Here is a 12,680-nt window from a genome sequence, read left to right as displayed (position 1 = left end):
CATGCAGGATGTGCATGAACGCCTGCTGGCCTGCCTGCCGCGCCTGCGCCGCTACGCGCGTGCGCTGACCGGCGACAGTGCCAGCGCCGACGACCTGGTGCAAGACACCGTGGAACGCGGCTGGTCGCGCATTGGCCAGTGGCGGCCCGATGCCGACTTGCGGGCTTGGCTGTTCAGCATCATGCACAACCTGCACATCGACCAGTTGCGCCGCTCGCCACCGCCTGCATCGCACCTGGACGATGGCGACCTTCCAACCAATCCATCCACGACGCAGCTGGACCTGCGCGATCTGGAGCGGGCCTTGCAGCTGCTGCCCCCGGCCCAGCGCGAGGTCCTGTTATTGGTGGGGTTGGAGGAAATGCGTTATGAGGACGTGGCGGCGACGCTCGACATCCCGCTTGGCACCGTGATGTCGCGCTTGAGCCGTGCACGCGAGAACTTGCGACGCTTGATGGCGGGGGAACCCGCCGCCGCCACTTCTTTGAAGGTAGTGAAATGAACGAAGCCGAACTCCAGGCCTGGGTTGATGGACGGCTGCCGCCGGATCGTCAGGCGGCAGTGGACCGCTACCTGGAAGCGCATCCAGAAGAGGAGGCACGCTTGCTGGCCTATCGGGCGCAGAATGAGGCGTTGCATGCGCTGTTTGATGACGTGCTCACGTCGCCGGTTCCGCCCAAGCTGGCGCCGCCCCGCAGCACCCTCCCCTCTGATGGCGCGGTGCTGCGCGCGCCGGCATGGAGCATTCCCGGCTGGCGGCGCATGACGGCGATGGTGGCGGTGGCCGTCGGTGCGAGCCTGGTGGGCGGCGCAGCCGGCTGGTCGCTGCGTGGCGCCCGCACGGAGGCGGCGCTCGCGGCAGACGCGGGCTCGATGCCGAGGGGGCCGGCCCTGCCCCGCCAAGCCGCCATTGCCCACGCCGTCTACAGCCCCGAAGTCAAACACCCCGTGGAAGTCGGCGCCGACCAGCAGCAGCACCTGGTGGCCTGGCTATCAAAACGCCTGGGCAAACAACTCCGGCCACCAACGTTGACGCAGCAGGGATATGAGCTGGTGGGCGGCAGGCTGCTGCCCGGCGATAGCGGCCCCGTCGCGCAATTCATGTACGCCGAGGCCAGCGGCCAGCGCATGACGCTCTACGTAAGCCCAGGGCAAAAGCAAAACCGCGACACCGGCTTCCGGTTCGCGCAAGAAGGAAATGTGGGAGTGTTCTACTGGATCGACGGCAGCTTCGGCTATGCGCTGTCAGCTGCCGTCGGCAAGGGCGAGCTGTCGCAGATCGCTAACGCGGTCTACGAACAGCTGCAACCTTAATTTGGCATGCGGCGGCTGGCTTCGTTGATGCGGTTACGCATCACTTCCGGCGCTGCCGGGCCAGGCGCGAACATATAGTCCTCATCATTGATGGCCAGGCCGCTATTGGCGTCGACCAGCACCTGGTCGGCCGGCTTGCCGGTCTCACGGCTCACTACCAGCAAGCTGGCGCCTTCCGGCGACAGGTGCTCGTTGCCCCAGGCGATAAAGGCCAGCAGTACAGGCTTGAAGTCGCGGCCAGCCTTGGTCAGGATGTACTCATAGCGTGGCGGACGGGTGCTGTACTGGCGGCGCTCCATCAGGCCGCCCTCCACCAGACCGGCCAAACGGCGGGTCAGCATGTTCGGCGCGATCTTCAGGCTCTTCTCAAATTCATCGAAGCGGGTCAGGCCATAGAACGCATCGCGCAGAATCAGGATGCTCCACCACTCGCCTACCTTGCCGAGGCTGCGAGCGATCGGGCAAGGCATTTGGCCAAAGTCGGTATGTTTCATGTTGCCTCCTAGACAGTTGGTTTAATTTAACCAGTTGAATGCTTCAGGCTCCATTGAACCAAGAAAAGACCCCCAAAAGACTCACCAAAAATCACTCTTGCAAGCTACTTCGCTATCTTTCCGCAACAAGGCAACAGATCGCCTTTGCCGCAGGAGAGAACACCTTTGCCAGATGTGAAATGTGCAACTTATCGGGAAACGGGGGCATAATACGGCCCATGTACCTGACCAGCGATGCCCAAGTCCGCAATATCCTCATCGTGGATGATTCCGCGTTTGAGCAACGTATGCTTGTGGACTTACTTAGTGAGCTGCCTTACCGAGTGTCGGTGGCATTTAATGGCGAACAGGGTTACCAGCTGGCACTGACCGGCCAGCCTGACCTGATCCTGCTGGACGTGCGGATGCCGAATATGGACGGCTACACCTGTTGCCGTTTACTCAAAGCGAATCCGGCCACGCGCGACATTCCCATCATTTTCCTCAGCGGCACCGATGCGGTGGAAGACCGCATCATGGGTCTGCAGATCGGCGGCGTGGATTTCGTCAGCAAGCCGTTCACGCCGGGCGAACTGGCCGCCCGTATCCACGTACACCTGAACCTGATGCGCCGCCCGCCATCGCAGGAAGCGGTAGCGGAAGCGGTGGAGCCGGAAGATACCGACTCCGTCATCGTCAACGCGGCCAAGCGGCTGATTATCGACAACCTGTCCGCCCTGCCCGGCCTGGCGGAAATCGCCGCCAGCGTAGGCACCTACCGCGAAAAGCTGAACCACCTGTTCCGCACCCACACCGGCATGACAGTGTTTGCTTACATCCGTGAAGCGCGCATCCAGCGCGGCGCGCAGCTGCTGCGCGACACCGAGATGGAAGTGCAGGATATCGCGCTGCTGCTGGGCTTTGCCAATGCCGGCAATTTCGCCACCGCCTTCCGCGAACGGATGGGTACTACCCCCAGCAGCTTCCGCAGCTCAAACCTTAAAACTTGTGATTGAGCTTGATTGACGCGAAGCGGCCGCGCGGGTCTGCTTGCGTGTAGTCGAAGAAGGCAAACGAGCTATCCCACGAAGGCTTGCGGTCGAACAGGTTGGTCAGCACCAGGCTGATGCTGGTCGCCGCGCTGATCTTGTAACCCACGTTCAGGTCCACCGTCGCTACCGGTTTCACATGCTCGCCAGGACGGGTGGTCTGGTCGTAGCCGTCAACAAAATTCCATGCAGCGTTGGTGGTCCACTGGCCCAGCTCCCAGGTGGCGCTGGTGGTGCCGCGCCATTTCGGGATGGAGCCGAAGTAGTTTGTGCCTGCGCCATTGGTCAGCGCAGCGCCGTTCGACAGCGGCTGCTCAAACTTGAACACGCGGCTGATCTGCGCGTTCAGGGTCAGGTTGCCGTAAGCGGTTTTCGGCAGCTTGTGGCGCAGGTCGATATCGATGCCGCTGGCCAGGCGCTCGCCCTGGTTGGCGTACTGGCGGTACAGGGTCAGGATGCGGCCCTGCGCGTCACGCGCCACTTTCTCCGGATGCGCCTTCTCGTTGGCCAGGATGGTGTCGGCGGTCTCAGAGCCGATCACGCCCTTGGTGCGGATACGGTACAGGTCCACGCCCACGCTGCTGCTGGACGACGGCGCCAGCACGAAGCCGAAATTGAAGTTATTGGAACGCTCGGGCGACAACTCGGTATTGGCGATGGTGATATTGGTGATGCCGCGCGGCTGGGTCGGGGTGACCGGGTCCAGCTTGTCGATCACCGAGCCGTAGCTGACGGAAGTCGAATTGGTGATCTCCGGCAGCGACGGCGCGCGGAAGCCACGCGACACGGTACCGCGCAGCAGCAGCCATTGCGCCGCCTGGTAGCGCACGCTGGCTTTCGGCGAGAAGGCGGAGCCGAAATCGCTATAGCGGTCGGCGCGGCCGGCCAGGTTGACGGTCAGGTCTTTCACCACCGGCACGTTAAATTCAGCAAACGCCGCAGTCACTTCGCGCTTGCCCTTGATGATATTGATCGCAGGGCGCAGTTCGGTGCCGGACAGCACCGCGCTGGAGGTGTTGGAATCCATCTCCTCCTGGCGCCACTGGCCGCCGAAGGCGAAGCCCAGCGCGCCCGCCGGCAGCTGCGCCACTTCTTTCGACGCATTGAAGTCGGCCACGGTCAGGGTCGATTCGGCCGGGCGCAGGGTGGACAGGCGCAGGCGGTTGCGCACCGCTTCGCTGTTCTTCGACTGGTCGGCAAAGTTGTAGCTGCCTTCGGCCAGCACTTTCTCGAACTCGTAGCGGTTGACGAAGTTCTGCACGGTTTCCTTCATCTTGCTGCCGGAGCGGGCGATGGAGGCGTCGTATTCCCAGCCATTCCAGCTGCCCTTGATGCCGGTCAGCGCGCGGTAGAAGTCCACCTTGTCCTGCTTCTGGCGCGCGCCCAGGTCGAACAGGGTGGCGGTGAAAGGCTGCGGCGCATTGGTCGCGTTGTTCGGGTGGCCTACCGGCAGCACCACGCTGATGTTATCCAGCGCCTGCTTGGCGTTGTTCCACGCGCGCAGGCCGCTGCCCACGGTCAGCGGCGCGCCAAAGGTCTGCTCGGCCCAAGAGTAGCCGTACAGCGCTTCCGCATAGGCCTCGGCATTGTCGTTGATCTTCAGGGTGCCGCGCAGCGCAGTGTGCACGCGTTCCACGCCCGGGATCAGGGTGCGGTAGTCGGCCGCGTTATAGGCCAGCACATTGCCGCTCTTGCCAGGGGTGATGTCGCCGTAGTTCTTGATCTGCAGCGGGCCCTGCACGCCGCCCAGCAGCTTGGTCGGGTCGGACGTGCCGTAGTAATTGGTCGGCACCCAGCCCAGCGTGCCGTTAGGGTTGCCGCGGAAGTCGCTGCCGCGCAACCAGGACACATCGCTTTGCTGCAGCTTGTCGCGCTTTTGCGCATCGAGCGAGAACACCACGCTCCAGCCCTTGTCATCCAGGCTGCCAAAACCTGTCTGCAGCGCCACGCTGCGCTCGATCTGGCCGGTGCCTTCGGTCGACGAGCCCACCTGCGCGCTTACTTCGGTGCCGGTGAATTCCTTGTACAGGATGATGTTGACCACGCCGGCCACCGCATCGGAACCGTACACGGAGGAAGCGCCATCCTTCAGGATTTCAATGCGCTGCACCGCGGCCATCGGCAGCGAATTCAGGTCGACAAACACTTCCTGCAGGTTCTGCGCCGTCGCGTAGGAAGACACACGCTTGCCGTTCACCAGGATCAGGGTGTTCTTCTGGCCCAGGCCGCGCAGCGACAGGCCGGAAGTGCCGGCCGAGAAGGAACCGGTGTACTGCTCGTTATAGCTGTTGCCGCTGTTGGCGGAGATGGTGCGCAAGATGTCGGACACGGTCACCTTGCCGGTGGCGGCCAGTTCCTTGGCGGTCAGCACCTGCACGGCGCTGGCGCCCTCTTTCTGGGTGGTGCGGATATTCGAACCGGTAACGACTACGCGTGCCAGTTCTTCTTGGGCGGCAGCGGCTTGCGGGAATGCGGCGGCAATGGCCAGGGTAATGCTCAGTGGCTTGATCATGGTCTTCCTTTTGGGGTGTACGACGCCCTGGCTGCGGGTGGCGGCCGAGGCAAGGGTGCTACGGGGATTTGGTGGCGCTTAACAGCGGCGCATTCGGAGATGGTGGACAACTGGCGTTTTCATGCAGCAACTATAGCGTCGGTCTTTCATTTCTGAAACTAATTAAAACTCAGACCTATATGCATTTTGAATATATAGACAGTGTTGTCTACAAATTGCCACAGCGGAACCGGCAAAGTATACAACTCTGTCTAGACAGGCTACTCTACGTAAAACGTTACAAGGAAATAAACATGGCTAGCATTCCGAAACCCACTCCGGCCGAGCTGGAGCTGCTGCAAGCGATATGGCCGATCGGCTCCGCCACCGCCAAGCAAGTACATGAAGCCATGCTGGCCGAGAAGCCCGACCTGGCCTACGGCGCCGTGCTGCGCCTGATGCAGATCATGCACGGCAAGGGTCTGTTGATCCGCGACGAGAGCCAGCGCTCCCACGTCTACGCTCCGGCCGTGGCGCGCGAAGCAATGCAGGGCAATATGCTGCAGGACCTGCTGCAGCGCGCCTTCGCCGGTTCCGCCAAGGCGCTGGTGCTGGCTGCCCTGAAAAGCGGCATCTCGAAAAAAGAACGCGATGAAATCGAAGAACTGCTGAAGCAGGAGGACAAGCCGAATGAATGACATCATCCAGGCCGCAGGCTGGGCCCTGATCCATTTCCTGTGGCAAGGCGCCTTGATTGGCGCCGGCGCCGCAGTCCTGCTGCGCATGATGGGCGGCGCCCGTCCCGGCACGCGCTACGCCGTGTCATGCGCCGCGCTGCTGGCCTGCCTGCTGTGGCCCGCTTATGAATTCGTGGCGGCGCTGGAGGCAGGGCCGAGCAAGCTGCAAGTCCTGGCGCTGGCCGCAGTCGAAAGCATCTATCCCCATAGCGAGCTGCTGGCCGGAATCGACAACCGCCTGCCCCTGCTGGTCTCCGCCTGGCTGGCCTGCGTCGGCGCATTGGCCCTGCGCAGCGCCTTCGGCCTGGCCTGGATCGCGCGCGCCCGCCGCACCGGCGGCCACAATGGACACTGGCAGCTACGCCTGTCGCAGCTGGCCGCACGCCTCGGCATCCGCCGCGAAGTCACGCTGCGCATCGTCGAAACGCTGGCCAGCCCGATCACCGCCGGCTGGTGGCGCCCAGTCGTGCTGATGCCGGCCGCGCTGGTGGCGCGCATGCCGCCCGAACTGCTGGAAGCCCTGCTGGCGCACGAACTGGCCCACGTCCGCCGCCACGACTTCCTGGTCAACCTGCTGCAGAACGTGGTCGAGATCCTGCTGTTCTACCACCCTGCCGTGTGGTGGCTGTCGCGCCGCATCCGCCATGAGCGCGAGCTGGTGGCCGACAGCATCGCCGCCGACCTGACCGGCGAACCGCGCCGCCTGGCCCTGGCCCTGTCGGAACTCGAGAAGATGCAGTTTGCCAGCCAGCGCCTGGCCCTGGCGGCCGATGGCGGCGACCTGACGCAGCGCATCCGCCAGCTGGTCGCACCGCAGCAGCAGCGCGGCAACTGGAAAGCCGTGCTGGCCACGCTGGGCCTGGCCGCCGCCTGCCTGTCCGGCTACGCCAATGCCCGCACCGACGCCAACCTGCCCGCCGCGCGCACACCGGCAATCGTCGACTTCAAGACCTGCTCCAAGCCGCATTGGCCCAAAAAAGACCTGCAAGCTGAACACACCGGCACCGTCACACTCAGCTTCCACGTTGGCGAGAGCGGCAAAGTGATCGGCTCCAAAGTGGTCAAGTCCAGCGGACACCCTGGGCTGGACAAGGCCGCACGTGTCGGCATCGAGAAATGCAGTTTCATCCCCGCCAAGCTGCGCGGCAAAGCCGTCGCAAGCTGGCAGCAAATGCAGTACGTCTGGACCCTCGAATAAAGGAAAAATAATGAACCGCATCCAAAGTACGGCAGCAGTCATCGCGACTGCCGCCCTGACCCTGCACGCCCCTAACCTGGCAGCGAAAGAGCCGCAGCAACGGCCTGTGGTGGACTTTGCCAGCTGCAGCAAGCCGCACTGGCCGGCAGCCGACCTGCAAGCAAAGCACACCGGCACCGTGACGCTGCGCTTTACGGTGTCCGAAACCGGCGAGGTGACCGACTCCGGCATCGTCAAGTCTTCCGGCCATGCGGGCCTGGACGAAGCCGCGCGCAGCGGCATCGCCAAGTGCCGCTTCAAACCCGCAATGGAGAACGGCAAACCGGTGGCGTACAAAAACGTGCAGCTCCAATACGTCTGGACCCTGGAGTAAGCGAATGAAGTTAAGCACCTTCTTTCTGACTGTGGCACTGTGCGCAGCCTCCGCCACATGCAGCGCACAGGCTGCGGGCATCGGCATGCCATCGCAACCTTTCGTCAGCAGCGGCGGCAAAGCCGAACTGTGGATGCGGCCCGACATCGGCGAAGTCAAGTTCGAAGCCGGCGTCCAGCATGCCGACGCGGCCACCGCAGCGGCCCAGTTGCAGGAGCTGAGCGCCAGCGCCCTGCAGCTGCTGGCCGACCACGGCATCGAAGCAGCCGACATCGAAGCGCATGAAGTCGAGAAGAAGACCGTCCCGCTGGGCGAAGGCCAGCAGGCCTACTCGGTCGGCCGTATCTTCATTGCCCGTTTGCGCGACCTGGCGCAGTGGCCAAGCCTGATCGAAAAGCTGGTTGAAATGGACCACGTCACCAACGTCAGCTCCACCTTCGACCGCACCGACAGCGACGACATCAACACCCAGCTCATGTCGGCCGCCGCCGACGACGCACGCAGCAAGGGCGGCGCACTGGCCAAAGCATTCGGCCGCAAGCTAGGGCCGGTGATCGCCATTGCGCGCGGCCCGCTGGCCAAAGTCGGCGCGCCCTTCATCGACCTGCAACGCGGCAAGGAATCGCGCGGCACCTCACCTCAACAGGGCAAGTACCTGGTGCCCGACTCGATTGCCTATTCACAGACTGTGAATGCCATCTTCCTCCTGAAGTAAAGCCACTGCCATGAAATTGAAACTGATCGCCTGCGCGGCGATGGTCTTCGCACGCGCCTACGCCCAGGAAACACCGCCGGTCGTGCAGATAAAAGCCAGCGCAGACCTGCAGCGCCAGCGCGACACCGCCTCCCGCACCACCATCACGCGCGAGGAAATCCTCAAATTCGGCGACGCCAGTGCGCTCGACGTATTGAAGAGACTGCCCGGCGTCTCCGTCGGCGAAGGCGGCCCGCGCATGCGCGGCCTGGGTGCCGGTTATACGCAAGTGCTGGTCAACGGCGACCGCCCTCCACCGGGCTTTTCGCTGGAAAACCTGGCGCCAGACATGATCGACAAGATCGAAATCATGCGCTCCGCCACCGCCGAATTCAGCACACAAGCGGTGGCCGGCACCATCAACATCGTGCTGCGCAAATCAGCCAGCAAGCTTTCACGCGACTGGCGCGCCTCCGCCACCATCCCCTCCAGCCGGCCCCTGCGCAGCGCCGGGCTTGGCCTGGCCGACAAGGACGAGACCAGCAGCTACACCTTCAATGCCAGCGTCTCGCAAGGGAACAACCACTTACCCGAGCATACCTACGCATTGGAAACCGCGTCCGACGGCACGGTGCGCAGCCAGCGCGAAGAGAACCAATCCAGCCGCAATCGTTTCCTCTTCTTCAACATCAACGGACGATTGAACTGGACCCTGGCGCCCGGTGAGACGCTCGGATGGCAAACCTTCGCCACCGTCGTGCGCTTCCACGCCGACCGCGCCACCGATGCCCACCTGACCGGTGGATTCATACTTCCGTTTGCGCGCTTCGACTACTGGCGCAAGGATTCGGGAGGCACTTTGCGATCGGAATTGAACTGGTCGCGCAAGCTCGAAAATGGCGGCGCCATCGAATCGAAGCTGGGCCTCAGCGGCGACAACCCGCATACCGCGCGCATCTCCAGCATCGCCGCACGGCCAGGCACTCGCACATTGGACCGTCTGTACGATGTGCATGCGGCCAGCCGCCGCGCCAACTGGACTGGAAAATTTTCACTCCCGGCCATGGGCCGCCATTCGCTCAGCCTGGGCTGGGACGTCGTTTACGGGCGCCAGCGCGACCAGGAATTGCAGGAGGACACCGCAGCCATCGCGGCCGGTGCGCTGGACTTCGACCGCACCTCGCGCGCCCGGCTGCGCAACCTGGCAGCCTTCGTGCAGAACGAATGGGATGTTGGCGACGGCTGGTCGCTGTACGCCGGCCTGCGGCGCGAGACCAGTACAACGCATAGCTCTGGTTCCGACTACGCCGGTGCCACCACCACCGCCGGCGTGACCAGCCCGATCCTGCAAGCGTTGTGGAAGCTGCCAGGCGAGCAGCGCCGCCAACTGCGCTTCGCTGTGGCGCGCACCTACAAGGCCCCGAGCACCAACCAGCTCATCCCGCGCCGCTTCCTCAGCATGGTCAACACGGAACTGGCGCCGGACAGCAGCGGCAACCCGGCACTCAAGCCCGAACTGGCGCGCGGCTTCGACCTCGCGTTTGAAGCCTACGGCAGCGACGGCGCCCTGTTCTCGCTGTCCGCCGGCACTCGCCGCATCAGCGACGTGATCTTTTCCGCCGTCGTGTTAAAGGATGGCCGCTGGGTTTCGTCCCCGTCAAACTTCGGCGGCGCCCGCACCGACAGCGTAGAGGTCGAATGGAAAGGCCTGGTCCCCGGCACTCCGTTGCGCTTCTCGTTCAACGGCGGCCGCCACTGGTCGCGGGTAGACGCTGTGCCAGGTCCCGACAACCGCCTGGCGCGCCAGCCGCGCTGGACCGCCAATGCCGGCGGCGAATACCGCGCTGGCCCTTGGGGCGCGGGGGCCAACATCGCCTACACCGCCACCGGCTGGGTACAAATCACCAAATGGCAATCGGTCTACAACGGAGTACAGCGCAGTGTCGAAGGCTACGCCAGCTATCGCAGTTCCCCCGCCAGCCAATGGCGCCTGACCGGCGGCAGCCTGTTGCGACAGCCAAGCCTGTCGCGCAGCATTTACGCTGACGCCAACGGCCGTATGGAAAACGTCAATAGCGTGGTCAACCCGGCCTGGCTGCGGGTCAGCTACGAGCGCCAGTTCTAAGCACCGCCCGCGCGCTGGCGGCGCCAGTGCCGCCACGCGACCAGGGCGTTGATCCAGTAGGCCGCATACAGCGCCGCCGTGAGGTACAGGCCGCGGCTGGCGTACAGCGGCACCGAGATGGTGTTCACCAGCAGCCATACCGGCCAGTTCTCGATGCGGCGTCCCATCAGCAGGATCTGCGCGATCACGGAGAACATCAGCACCGCCGAATCCACAAACGGCGCAAAGGCATCGGTGTATTGCTTCAGCATCAGCCCATACGCCGCCGTGGCGGCCACGCCGGCCAGCGCCATCTTGCCCAGCGTGGCCAGGCGCGTAGTGCGGATGTGCAGCGCATGCCCATGGTCGCCGCGTAGCCACTGGCGCCAGCCGATGATGCAGGTGACGATGAAGAACAGCTGCAGCGCGACGTCGGCATACAGCTGCGTGCCGAAGAACAGCACCGCGAACAGCGAGCAGCCAACGATGCCAAGCCACCAGGAATGGATGCTGTTGCGGCCCGCCAGGAAGATGGACACGGCCATCACCGCATTGGCCGCGATTTCAAGATAACTAGTCTCCATGTGTCCCCAATACGACTAGCAAGCCGCGCATGTCTTCGCCGCTTTCCTGGCGCAGCGTGCTGGGCGTGATTTCGAGGATGGTGAAGCCATGGCTGCGCGCCAGCGCTTCGATGCCGGAACGCGAATGCGCATAGCGCCCGGAAGGGCGCAGCACGAAGGCCTCCGCGCCATCATGCTCCTCCACCGAAAAAGCAAACCGTCCGCCACCGCGCAGCGCCAGCCGCGCCACCGAAAACACCGGCCGCAAGTCGCCCACATAAACGAAGACATCGGCCGCCACCAGCAAGTCGGCACTGGCCGGGCGCACCCGCAAATAGCCCACCATATCGCCGCAATACAGCCCGTCGTACAAGCCGGAATCGCGCGCACGGTCCAGCATATGCGGCGACAGGTCGACGCCCTCCAGCAAGCAGGCCAATGGCCGCAGCAGCGGCCCGCACAAACCGGTACCGCAGCCGATATCCAGCACATCCAGTTCGCCCGGCGGCAAGTGGCGGCGCAGCGCCTCCACCAGCAGTGCCGGCGTGCGGTAGCGCAGCACGTCGACCAGGTGATGGTCGAAATTGCCCGCATACTGGTCGAACAGCGCCTTCACGTAAGCCGCCGGCGACGCGCCCGGCGCCTGCTCCGCACCCATGATGGCCAGCATATAGCCAACTGTGTCGGCATCCGCGCCAAAAGCCAGCGCGGCCTGATACGCCTCGACCGCCTCATCGCGCCGCCCCATCGCGCGCAGCGTGTTGGCCAGGCCCAGTTGCGCACGCGCATAGCGCGGCCGCACCTCCAGCGCATCCTGGAAACTCGCCAGCGCCTCCTCGTGCTCCTGCGCCCGCAGCAGCAGCGCGCCACGGGCACACCATGCCTCAGCATACTCCGGCTGCAGCTCCAGCGCGCGCTCGAATCCCTCCAGCGCATCGGCAGGTTTGCCCAGCGCCAGCAGCGAGACGGCTGCGCCGTGCAGCGCTTCCGGATAGGCGCGCTTCACCGTCAGCGCCGCACCGAAGCTGTCCAGCGCCTCGCCATGACGCGCCGTCGATTGCAGGGCCAGCGCGCGGTTGCACAGCGCCTCCGCATATTCCGGCGACAGTCGCAGCGCCGCGTCATAGCTCTCCAGTGCGCGGTCAATGTGGCCCAGGTGGCGCAGCGCGTTGCCCCGGTTGCTGAGCGCGACCGCGTAATCCGGCTGCAGCGCCAGCGCACGCTCGAAACTGGCCAGCGCCTCGTCGTAGCGCGCCATATCCTGCAGCACCACGCCACGGTTGCAGTGCGCAATGGCGCGCCCGGCATCGATCGCCAATGCCCCCTCGATCATGGCCAGCGCGCGTTCGGGCTCGCCCTGCTGGCGCGCCAGCACGCCGCTCAAATGGAGCGCATCGAAATTCAGCGGTTCGGCGCGCAGCACGTCGTCGTACAGCGCCTGCGCGCGCCCCAGCTCGCCCTGCTGGTGCCAAGCGACCGCCTGTTGCAATAATGCCTGAATGTTATCCATGGGCGGTATTACACCAAGCCGTCACATAACCGTCAAACGGCGGTCACATTCGGCCGCCAGAATGCCTGCATCTGACGCTTAACGGCGTCACTACCGGGGCCGGCGGTCGGGAAATATACCGGCACCACACTGTCTTGCTTTACACTGACCGGGTAGAGACTTTTCGGATGCACC

The 12,680-nt window shown here is 64.2% G+C and carries 12 protein-coding genes; 8 read left to right on the top strand and 4 right to left on the bottom strand.

Translation table 11 applies throughout. The annotated features are described in order from the left end of the window. The first annotated feature begins 1 nt into the window (after window position 1). Together AAHE99_RS05335 and AAHE99_RS05330 are read left to right on the top strand one after the other, a co-directional pair. Window positions 2–502, top strand: a complete 501-nt coding sequence (locus AAHE99_RS05335) for an RNA polymerase sigma factor (RefSeq protein ID WP_342115186.1) — start codon at window positions 2–4, stop codon at window positions 500–502. Continuing rightward, window positions 499–1,314, top strand: a complete 816-nt coding sequence (locus AAHE99_RS05330; RefSeq protein ID WP_342115184.1) for an anti-sigma factor family protein — start codon at window positions 499–501, stop codon at window positions 1,312–1,314. Before AAHE99_RS05335 ends, AAHE99_RS05330 begins: the two co-directional genes overlap by 4 nt. On the opposite strand, the gene AAHE99_RS05325 is transcribed toward AAHE99_RS05330, so the two are convergent. Continuing rightward, window positions 1,311–1,808 carry a winged helix-turn-helix transcriptional regulator gene (locus tag AAHE99_RS05325; RefSeq protein ID WP_161025719.1) on the bottom strand — a complete coding sequence of 166 codons (498 nt, stop codon included), beginning with the start codon at window positions 1,806–1,808 and terminating at the stop codon, window positions 1,311–1,313. The two genes, AAHE99_RS05330 and AAHE99_RS05325, sit on opposite strands and share 4 nt — an antisense overlap. A gap of 179 nt (window positions 1,809–1,987) precedes the next feature. On the opposite strand from AAHE99_RS05325, the gene AAHE99_RS05320 reads away from it, so the two are divergent. Then, window positions 1,988–2,803, top strand: coding sequence for a response regulator transcription factor (locus AAHE99_RS05320; protein ID WP_446728894.1), 816 nt, complete (start codon window positions 1,988–1,990; stop codon window positions 2,801–2,803). Here AAHE99_RS05320 and AAHE99_RS05315 read toward each other — a convergent pair. After that, window positions 2,787–5,348: a TonB-dependent receptor plug domain-containing protein gene (locus AAHE99_RS05315; RefSeq protein WP_342115178.1), complete on the bottom strand. Its 2,562-nt coding sequence runs from the start codon at window positions 5,346–5,348 to the stop codon at window positions 2,787–2,789. The genes AAHE99_RS05320 and AAHE99_RS05315 overlap by 17 nt on opposite strands. 293 nt (window positions 5,349–5,641) lie before the next feature. Here AAHE99_RS05315 and AAHE99_RS05310 point away from each other — a divergent pair, with 293 nt between their 5' ends. From AAHE99_RS05310 to AAHE99_RS05290, 5 genes are read left to right on the top strand one after another with little or no spacing between them, the layout of a single operon-like run. Then, on the top strand, window positions 5,642–6,025 hold the full coding sequence (locus AAHE99_RS05310) for a BlaI/MecI/CopY family transcriptional regulator (RefSeq protein ID WP_342115177.1): 384 nt from the start codon (window positions 5,642–5,644) through the stop codon (window positions 6,023–6,025). Further along, complete coding sequence (locus AAHE99_RS05305; RefSeq protein WP_342115175.1) at window positions 6,018–7,262, top strand: M56 family metallopeptidase; 1,245 nt, start codon at window positions 6,018–6,020, stop codon at window positions 7,260–7,262. Before AAHE99_RS05310 ends, AAHE99_RS05305 begins: the two co-directional genes overlap by 8 nt. Before the next feature lie 10 nt (window positions 7,263–7,272). After that, a complete protein-coding gene (locus tag AAHE99_RS05300; RefSeq protein ID WP_342115174.1) occupies window positions 7,273–7,635 on the top strand; it encodes an energy transducer TonB in 363 nt (120 codons plus the stop codon). A 4-nt stretch (window positions 7,636–7,639) separates the two neighbouring features. Continuing rightward, window positions 7,640–8,350 carry an SIMPL domain-containing protein gene (locus AAHE99_RS05295; protein WP_342115173.1) on the top strand — a complete coding sequence of 237 codons (711 nt, stop codon included), beginning with the start codon at window positions 7,640–7,642 and terminating at the stop codon, window positions 8,348–8,350. Window positions 8,351–8,360: 10 nt separating this feature from the next. After that, the gene (locus AAHE99_RS05290; protein ID WP_342115172.1) at window positions 8,361–10,454 is read left to right on the top strand and encodes a TonB-dependent receptor plug domain-containing protein; all 2,094 of its coding nucleotides are present in this window, start codon (window positions 8,361–8,363) and stop codon (window positions 10,452–10,454) included. Here AAHE99_RS05290 and pnuC read toward each other — a convergent pair. Beyond that, window positions 10,451–11,017, bottom strand: a complete 567-nt coding sequence (gene pnuC, locus AAHE99_RS05285) for a nicotinamide riboside transporter PnuC (protein ID WP_342115171.1) — start codon at window positions 11,015–11,017, stop codon at window positions 10,451–10,453. The genes AAHE99_RS05290 and pnuC overlap by 4 nt on opposite strands. Further along, the gene (locus AAHE99_RS05280) at window positions 11,007–12,506 is read right to left on the bottom strand and encodes a tetratricopeptide repeat protein (RefSeq protein ID WP_342115169.1); all 1,500 of its coding nucleotides are present in this window, start codon (window positions 12,504–12,506) and stop codon (window positions 11,007–11,009) included. Before AAHE99_RS05280 ends, pnuC begins: the two co-directional genes overlap by 11 nt. Between the last annotated feature and the right edge of the window lie 174 nt (window positions 12,507–12,680).

The organism is Pseudoduganella sp. OTU4001, assembly GCF_038440195.1.
In the GTDB taxonomy this organism is placed as follows: domain Bacteria; phylum Pseudomonadota; class Gammaproteobacteria; order Burkholderiales; family Burkholderiaceae_D; genus Rugamonas.
Note: the sequence above shows the minus strand (reverse complement) of the source record. Positions and strands in the feature narration are given on the sequence as shown.

Coding starts and splice junctions, on each gene's coding strand:
- AAHE99_RS05330 (WP_342115184.1), top strand. CDS start 499: ATGAACGAAGCCGAACTCCAGGCCTGGGTTGATGGACGGCTGCCGCCG.
- AAHE99_RS05335 (WP_342115186.1), top strand. CDS start 2: ATGCAGGATGTGCATGAACGCCTGCTGGCCTGCCTGCCGCGCCTGCGC.
- pnuC (WP_342115171.1), bottom strand. CDS start 11,017: ATGGAGACTAGTTATCTTGAAATCGCGGCCAATGCGGTGATGGCCGTG.
- AAHE99_RS05315 (WP_342115178.1), bottom strand. CDS start 5,348: ATGATCAAGCCACTGAGCATTACCCTGGCCATTGCCGCCGCATTCCCG.
- AAHE99_RS05305 (WP_342115175.1), top strand. CDS start 6,018: ATGAATGACATCATCCAGGCCGCAGGCTGGGCCCTGATCCATTTCCTG.
- AAHE99_RS05290 (WP_342115172.1), top strand. CDS start 8,361: ATGAAATTGAAACTGATCGCCTGCGCGGCGATGGTCTTCGCACGCGCC.
- AAHE99_RS05325 (WP_161025719.1), bottom strand. CDS start 1,808: ATGAAACATACCGACTTTGGCCAAATGCCTTGCCCGATCGCTCGCAGC.
- AAHE99_RS05295 (WP_342115173.1), top strand. CDS start 7,640: ATGAAGTTAAGCACCTTCTTTCTGACTGTGGCACTGTGCGCAGCCTCC.
- AAHE99_RS05300 (WP_342115174.1), top strand. CDS start 7,273: ATGAACCGCATCCAAAGTACGGCAGCAGTCATCGCGACTGCCGCCCTG.
- AAHE99_RS05310 (WP_342115177.1), top strand. CDS start 5,642: ATGGCTAGCATTCCGAAACCCACTCCGGCCGAGCTGGAGCTGCTGCAA.
- AAHE99_RS05280 (WP_342115169.1), bottom strand. CDS start 12,506: ATGGATAACATTCAGGCATTATTGCAACAGGCGGTCGCTTGGCACCAG.
- AAHE99_RS05320 (WP_446728894.1), top strand. CDS start 1,988: ATGTGCAACTTATCGGGAAACGGGGGCATAATACGGCCCATGTACCTG.